The sequence below is a fragment of the Methanohalobium sp. genome (assembly GCF_018609725.1).
Lineage (GTDB): Archaea > Halobacteriota > Methanosarcinia > Methanosarcinales > Methanosarcinaceae > Methanohalobium.
Map to the genome: position 1 here is coordinate 1 of NZ_JAHENT010000025.1, position 6,948 is coordinate 6,948.

The following is a 6,948-nucleotide window of genomic DNA, read 5'->3' on the forward strand; positions in this document are numbered from 1 at the left end:
CTGGAACCCATCAGAAAACATGAAAAATATATGGGTAGAAGAATCAAGAGAGGACTGTTCAAGTCTTCTACTGGTAAACTGCTTAACGCCGATGTCAACGGAGCATTAAATATCTTAAGAAAAGTAGTCGGTGATTCCTGTATAAACAGGATAACCGATAGAGGTCTCGTCAGCAGACCGGAGAGAATAAGGGTAGCTTTCGAACCTGAAAAGCGACCAACCTTCTCTCAAATTAAATTGTCAGATTAACCTGACAAGCCAACGACTTCAGTCGTTGGTAGCTGACTGAAGCACAACAGTGCTAAAGATTGGAGGTAATATGCCGGAAGATAACGATGACACACGTTTTGAGGATTCACTTGAAGAACTTGAACAAATCGTGAAACAACTCGAAAATGGAGACCTTACACTTGATGAAAGTCTTGAAACCTTTGAATATGGAATCAAGCTTGTGCAAAAATGCAATTCCAAACTCAACATGGCTGAGAAAAAAATTGAAGAACTGATAGAAGAAAACTCTGAACTGAAAACAAAACAATTCACAGAATTCGATGATTGAAAAGGTCTTAAGCACTACCCAAATCCATATTAAACAGTTTTTCATCATTACATTATATGGTAAATAATATCATCAATTGCCATCTGATATATTTCACAAAACTATATATAAATGCCAATTAGCCCCTAAAGAGGACAATAAATGACAGAATTCCAGAAGTTATCATGTGGTATTCCAGGTTTGGATGAAATTCTGGGCGGTTTCGCCACTCCTTCTACAGTTCTTGTTGCTGGTACCGCCGGTGTTGGAAAAACCACCATGTCGCTCCACATCCTTTCAAATGCCACAAAAAACGGTGAAAAAACATTATATGTCCCAATAACTACAGAATCTTCTGAAAAATTTCAAGATTATGTCTCGACCCTCAAATTCTATGATGATTCGATAGAAATACATGAAATCAACCGACAGAACGCTGAAAAAGACCCCTTGAGCACGCTGATTGACATTGGCAATGTAGTTTCATCAGCAAACCCTGATAGAATTGTAATCGACCCTGTAACACCGCTTGGTTTCGGTTTTGTGGAGCAAGAAAAAAGACGATTTTTCTACACTCTGGATTCAATGATTCAGGAATGGAACGCTCTGGTAATAATTACAGGTGAATTATTCGAAGATGAAATTCACAAAACTGTAATCAGTCATCTTGCAGATGGTATCATCTATCTTTTCAGAGAAGAAGTCGGATTTCGCACCGATAATTACCTAAAAATCATCAAAATGCGGGGCATCGACCCCCAGATTAAATCCAATTACAGCTCCCAGAAATTCCATTATGATGTTAGCTCAGAAGGGTTTAAAATATATCCCCGTCTTAAACCCGATGAAAATACAGAATTCGAGGATACAAAGATAGAATCTGGTATCAAGGGTTTTGACCCAATGCTCGGTGATGGAATACCAAAAGCATCCAGCATACTTATTGAAGGAGAACCAGGAACGGGAAAAAGTATTTTCAGCCTGCAATACATCATGAAGGGTCTCATTAATGGAGAACCCTGTATAATCGTAACCTATGAAGAAATACCACAGCAGATAATACTTGAAGCAAGTAAGTTTGGATGGGATCTGCAGTCTTATATTGATGAAGGGCTGTTAAAATTCATATATACAAACCCTGTTGATGTACATCCTGCAAAACACGAATCCTTTATCAAAAGTAACGTGGAAGAGATGGGTGCAAAAAGGATTGTGTTTGATGGTATTGTTAATATGGAAATGACTATTCAAGACCCAATAAAATTACGCGGTCATTTTCAGGCTGTTATTAATTATCTAAAAAGTAAAAATGTAACATCCGTTTTTACAACCGAAATACTTCCCGGTAAAGAAGAAATAACCACAAGCCATGATGCATCGTTTATAATGGATGTGGTCGTGGTTATGGAATATAGCAAATCCACCGAACAGATAAAAAATAATCTGCACATCATGAAGTCACGAAGAACCAGTCATGACCCACGGTTGAAAGAATATCAGATAACCGACAGTGGCATAGAAATACTAAATGATTCTGAAAATAACTAAAAAATAAAAATTAGAAGTTGTGAAGCTCTCTTTCTACAAAAGTTCCAGTTTCTGTTAACTGGTACGATTCACCCTGTTTTTCTACCAAACCTTTCTCATGCAGTTCTTCCAGTGTTTTATCAACCGAAGTTCGCACCACATGCATCAATTTTCCTATACGTTCAGCATCCATACTACCTTTGGAACCAAGTATTTGCAGTAATTTTTGTCGGTTGTTGTTCCCTGTTACAAACCCCAGTAATTCATCAAGATTATCAGTTTTCAATCATACCACCTTTAAAACTTCCCGGTAAATTTATTAATTATTTTATTATATGTGGTATTAGTTTAAATAATTTATAGTTAAACTTACAGGTTGATTAAGGGATAATTTTATAAATTGTGATGCAATATGTATATTTCGGCGAGCTAGCCTGGGTGGTTCGGCGTCACCTGTAACCTGAAATACGTCGATATGCAGGGGGCGAAGCCGATGGAAGGTATCCTTCTCGTTTTCAAACCTGTGGTTTCAACTAAGAAGCCCCGTCCTGCTTGGACGCTGTTGATACGGAGGCTTCCCGGAAGGTAGGTTTCCGTATCTTAACCGTGAGGATCGGTCTAGGCCCGGAAGGGAGCAGACTAACCGCGGACAGCCGTCGCTTGCAGGGTTGCGGGGTGGAGAAGAAACCGCAGATCATTTGGAAACGAGAAGGGCATCGACCTGAGGCGTGCTCGCCATCTAAACCAGTTTGTAAATGACGAGATAGCCGAGCCCGGCAAGGCGCAGGATTGCTAATCCTGTGGCGCTCTGCGCCTCGGGGGTTCGAATCCCCCTCTCGTCGTCCATTTTAAAAAGGGATGAATATTATGTCCTATGACACACATACAGTTCCGCTAAAGACCCGCAAAAAATCCGAGGAAAGCTGTGATACTGGAAACAGCTGCAGTTCCTGTGGATCTGGATGTAGCGGTGGTCTGGTTGAAGCGGGTTCTGAAAAAGATGTCGTGTACCGAAACGTATTAATTTTCACTATCGTAGCTCTGGTATTTGTAACAGTTACCTACAGTATCATGCAGCTTTTAAGAACAATAGCTGGTGTAAATTAAAAAAATTATTATTTGTAGGGATACCTCTTCTGATTTCCACAGTTAAGACAGGTAACCGTTACATTGTTATTTTTTAACCTGACTCTTGATGTTTTTCCTGGCAAAAGATAAGAGTTACATTGTTTGCATATTCTGCGTTTTAATTCAGGTGGAAGTCTGATACGGTATTTCATACCTATTTTTCTGGCAAGATATGCATACCTGTTGCTCCACTCCAGATTGGACTGTCTGGCTTCATTTTCTGCAAAACTGAAAAGTAATTGTATGCGCTGATATGCAATATCCTTAATCAGAACCTTTTTTTTCTTTCTTGCACGCCCCATTTGAGTTGCCTTTTATTTATTGTTCAAAATTTAATATAACTACATCAACATCTGGATTATTATCATTGACCAGCTGTTTGAATTTTTCAGGGTCTCCTTCTGTCCCTTCTACATAATTGTAATGCATCGGTATCGCTATTCTTGGAGACATGGATGCCACAGCATCTGCAGCCTCGGATTCATCCATTGTGTATGTTCCTCCAATGGGAACCAGAACAACATCTGCTGATACTTCATTCATTTCCGGTATAAAATCAGTATCGCCGGTATGATAGATTCTCAAACCTCTCATTTCTATTAGATATCCTACACCTATCCCTTTTGGATGATACTGCTTATCAATATTATAAGCAGGCAATACCTCAATATTGACATCTTTTATAGAAAGATGGTCACGCAGCATATCACCATCCCTTACACGCCGAGCATCCCCCTTAAAATCCAGTGTTACATTTTCAGGTATAAGGGTAGTGGCATAACTTTTCCTCACTTTTCTGATGGATTCGGGATTGCAGTGGTCAAAATGTTCATGAGTTATCAGTAGTACATCTGCCTGGTCTTCAAAATCGATTATACTCGTTGGTAATACATAAGGGTCAATATATACATTAATTTCTGCTTCTTTTATCATAAAACCTGCATGACCAAGCCATTTTATGGTTACATTATCTATAGTTGTGCTTGTATCGTCCAATATAAATACCTCTTTTAATCCGGTCATCTGATAATTTCCAGAGAATAATATATAATTTTGGAATATTAATTTCATCCAGATAGAGTGAAATCATCCGCTCTATCCCAAAGTTTTCTAAATTTGGTTTTTAGTTTCTGGGAAAAGTTTGTATCATAAATTTTTATCAATCCCAGTGTTTTATTCGGATTGAGTGGATTATCCACATTAAGTATTATCATGTAATTATCAATCAGTGTAAATCCATTTCTGGTCTCCATTATTTTTACATTTAAAAATCTATCAATTCGACCCTTTATTTCATCTGAAACCGAGTTATATTTTTGTTTAAGAAGCGTTAAAAAGTAAGAATCAGGTGTTATTATATTAACCCGAACACCCCTATTTATCAGAGGCATCATGTTGTCAAAAATAGGTGGGAAAAAATCTGTGAATTCAGATGGTTCAAGCGATTTTAAGGATTCCTGATGAACAATACAAATCTCATTTTCTATCTCTTCTGAAACCTGTTTAACAAAACTTAAATGGTCGTCATCACCCATAATCGTTGACCAGAACGTATTTTCATGGTAATCAGGATAATTGTATTGAGATAATTTTTCTTCAGCTTTGGAAATAGTTTCTTTAAGTCTATTAAGCTCTTTTTCAGTATCTTTTTCCCTTTTAGAATAATAATCATTGAGCGCAAGTTTGGGTTCTACAGGACGGTATTTTTTGGGTCTTGATTCCTGGATTTCCACCAGCCCATAATTTTTGAGCGATTCAAGAACTTCATAAACCTTGCCCATTGGTATATCGGACTTCTTGGACACTGCGTTGGCTTCAGATATACCTTCTTCTAATAGCGTCAAATAGGCTGAAGCCTCATATTTGTTTAATCCCATGTCTCTTAACAGGTTTTCATCATCCATGATTACACTTATTTTAAGTTTAATATCGAGTGAAACGTATAAATAAGATTTATCCCATTTCAAACAACCGTATAGTTGAGTTTAATCTACTGCTTGTTATTTAGTAATAATTATTATCATTTTAAAAACATTCCAAAGGGTGAATCACTATCAAAAGCATATTTGAGAAACTGGGTACTTTTGTAGAAGACCATTCAGTAGTTATTCTTATCATTGCATTCCTATTTATCTTTGTTTCATTCCAGGGTGCACAGAATATAGAAATGATTTCAGGAACTGAAACATTTGTAGAAAAAGACTCCAAACTATACCAGAATTATGACCACCTCTATTTGAACCTTTTCAGTACCCAGTCTATAGTAGTACTTGTTGAGGGAGATGATGTCAAAACTCCTGAAGTTATAAAATCAATGAACAGTCTGGAAAAACAGGTAGCCCCCCTATCTGGAGTGGTTCAGGTTACAAGTGCAGCCTCTATTGTTGAGGAAATGAATTATCAAAAAATAGGCAAACATGAAATACCAGATACCAAAGAAGAGATTAATTCATTATTATCCAATACAGAAACAGGTGAAACTCTACCTGATGATACTCATGCATTACTCTTTGTGGAGGTTGAAGGAGATATCAGCAATGATGAATTAAGGGATATACTCCATGAAACCGAAAAATCCGTATCAATGACTGGATTTCCACCCGGATACTCAGTTACAGTTACCGGTGAACCTGCTTTTAATCTTGCCATGGAAGAACTCATGAATGAAAGCATGCCACCACTGATGGCTATAGCTGCTGTATTGATGATTATTGCCCTTTATCTGGTTTTCAGACATGTTAGATGGAGAATATTGCCCCTTGTCATCGTATTTCTTGGAATAATTTATACATTCGGTGCTATGGGTTATTTAGAAATCCCCATGAGCATGGTTTCAATGTCTGCATTTCCGATACTGATAGGTCTTGGAATTGATTATGCGATTCAGTTCCACAGCAGGATTGAAGAAGAGCTTGAGCGCCTGCACGATGAAAAGGAAGCTGTTATTGAAACCGTCAAACATACCGGACCTGCTGTTTTAATCGCACTGGTTATAACATCTCTTGGATTTGTTTCACTATATACATCAACCGTTCCAATGGTCCAGGATTTTGCAAAATTACTGCTTATCGGGGTAGTTATGTGTTTCCTCTCATCATTATTCGTCGGAGTTTCTGTAATTTATGGCCTTGACAGAATTTTCAAGAAAAATAATAAATTTGTCAATGCCATAAATTCAAAAATAAAATATGATTCAAACAGTAATTCCAGTAAAGATACCGAGGAACAAAAAACCGATATAATAGAACGCTATATCGATAAAGTTACATCATTTACAATAAAACATCCTGTTACGATTTTACTTATTGCTGGGTTATTGTGTGTCTCAGGACTATATGTAGATCAGGATGTACCATTAGAAACCGATACTGAGACATTTGTCCCCCAGGACATGGAAGCACTTGTTGAGATGCAACATCTTTTTGATATTATCGGCGGAAATGACCAGCTCAACCTTATCATCAAAGTAGATGATAATACTGACCCCACAGTTCTAAAATGGATGGATGATTTCAGCGACCATGAAATAGGAACAAGAAGCAACATATACGATTCCAGTAGCATTGTCCCCATAATCAAATCAATGAACTCTGGCACAATACCTGATAGCAGTGATAAAATCCAGGAATTATATAATCAAATGCCCGATGGTCAGAAAGAGCGATTTATAAACGGTAACACCATGCTTTTAATGAATCTGGATATGGGCGATGCAATGTCCAATCTGGGTCTTGAAGGTATTGATAAACTTGTAA

8 protein-coding genes, 1 tRNA gene, 1 other RNA gene and 1 pseudogene are annotated in these 6,948 nt (G+C 37.5%); 7 read left to right on the forward strand and 4 right to left on the reverse strand.

Annotated features, from left to right (window positions below; all coding sequences use genetic code 11):
- The 3 genes and pseudogenes from QZ276_RS01455 to QZ276_RS01465 all read left to right on the forward strand — a co-directional run.
- A pseudogene (locus QZ276_RS01455) lies at positions 1 to 249 on the forward strand (RNA-guided endonuclease TnpB family protein); the annotation flags it as partial.
- 70 nt (positions 250 to 319) lie between these two features.
- On the forward strand, positions 320 to 559 hold the full coding sequence (locus tag QZ276_RS01460; protein ID WP_292484629.1) for an exodeoxyribonuclease VII small subunit: 240 nt from the start codon (positions 320 to 322) through the stop codon (positions 557 to 559).
- Between the two features lie 141 nt (positions 560 to 700).
- Complete coding sequence (locus tag QZ276_RS01465; protein WP_292484631.1) at positions 701 to 2,086, forward strand: ATPase domain-containing protein; 1,386 nt, start codon at positions 701 to 703, stop codon at positions 2,084 to 2,086.
- Positions 2,087 to 2,096: 10 nt separating this feature from the next.
- Here QZ276_RS01465 and QZ276_RS01470 read toward each other — a convergent pair whose 3' ends face one another.
- Positions 2,097 to 2,351, reverse strand: a complete 255-nt coding sequence (locus QZ276_RS01470) for a helix-turn-helix domain-containing protein (protein WP_292484633.1) — start codon at positions 2,349 to 2,351, stop codon at positions 2,097 to 2,099.
- 136 nt (positions 2,352 to 2,487) lie between these two features.
- Here QZ276_RS01470 and ffs point away from each other — a divergent pair.
- The 3 genes from ffs to QZ276_RS01485 all read left to right on the forward strand — a co-directional run bounded on the left by ffs (position 2,488) and on the right by QZ276_RS01485 (position 3,172).
- An RNA gene (gene ffs, locus QZ276_RS01475) (signal recognition particle sRNA) lies at positions 2,488 to 2,803 on the forward strand.
- 19 nt (positions 2,804 to 2,822) lie between these two features.
- Positions 2,823 to 2,907, forward strand: a tRNA-Ser gene (locus QZ276_RS01480).
- A 25-nt stretch (positions 2,908 to 2,932) separates the two neighbouring features.
- Positions 2,933 to 3,172 (forward strand): hypothetical protein, encoded by a 240-nt coding sequence (locus QZ276_RS01485; protein WP_292484634.1) that lies wholly within the window; start codon positions 2,933 to 2,935, stop codon positions 3,170 to 3,172.
- Positions 3,173 to 3,180: 8 nt separating this feature from the next.
- On the opposite strand, the gene QZ276_RS01490 is transcribed toward QZ276_RS01485, so the two are convergent.
- From QZ276_RS01490 to QZ276_RS01500, 3 genes are read right to left on the reverse strand one after another with little or no spacing between them, the layout of a single operon-like run.
- A complete protein-coding gene (locus tag QZ276_RS01490) occupies positions 3,181 to 3,495 on the reverse strand; it encodes a ribonuclease P protein component 4 (RefSeq protein ID WP_292484636.1) in 315 nt (104 codons plus the stop codon).
- Between the two features lie 16 nt (positions 3,496 to 3,511).
- A complete protein-coding gene (locus QZ276_RS01495) occupies positions 3,512 to 4,216 on the reverse strand; it encodes an MBL fold metallo-hydrolase (protein WP_292484637.1) in 705 nt (234 codons plus the stop codon).
- Positions 4,217 to 4,260: 44 nt separating this feature from the next.
- Positions 4,261 to 5,097: a TrmB family transcriptional regulator gene (locus tag QZ276_RS01500; RefSeq protein WP_292484639.1), complete on the reverse strand. Its 837-nt coding sequence runs from the start codon at positions 5,095 to 5,097 to the stop codon at positions 4,261 to 4,263.
- Between the two features lie 227 nt (positions 5,098 to 5,324).
- On the opposite strand from QZ276_RS01500, the gene QZ276_RS01505 reads away from it, so the two are divergent.
- Positions 5,325 to 6,948: hydrophobe/amphiphile efflux-3 (HAE3) family transporter (locus tag QZ276_RS01505; protein ID WP_292484641.1), on the forward strand; the 1,624-nt coding region annotated here is incomplete at its 3' end.

What these genes read in the sequence shown, in the direction of transcription:
- QZ276_RS01490 (WP_292484636.1), bottom strand. Translation starts at nt 3,495, where the DNA reads ATGGGGCGTGCAAGAAAGAAAAAAAAGGTTCTGATTAAGGATATTGCA.
- QZ276_RS01495 (WP_292484637.1), bottom strand. Translation starts at nt 4,216, where the DNA reads ATGACCGGATTAAAAGAGGTATTTATATTGGACGATACAAGCACAACT.
- QZ276_RS01500 (WP_292484639.1), bottom strand. Translation starts at nt 5,097, where the DNA reads ATGGATGATGAAAACCTGTTAAGAGACATGGGATTAAACAAATATGAG.
- QZ276_RS01465 (WP_292484631.1), top strand. Translation starts at nt 701, where the DNA reads ATGACAGAATTCCAGAAGTTATCATGTGGTATTCCAGGTTTGGATGAA.
- QZ276_RS01460 (WP_292484629.1), top strand. Translation starts at nt 320, where the DNA reads ATGCCGGAAGATAACGATGACACACGTTTTGAGGATTCACTTGAAGAA.
- QZ276_RS01485 (WP_292484634.1), top strand. Translation starts at nt 2,933, where the DNA reads ATGTCCTATGACACACATACAGTTCCGCTAAAGACCCGCAAAAAATCC.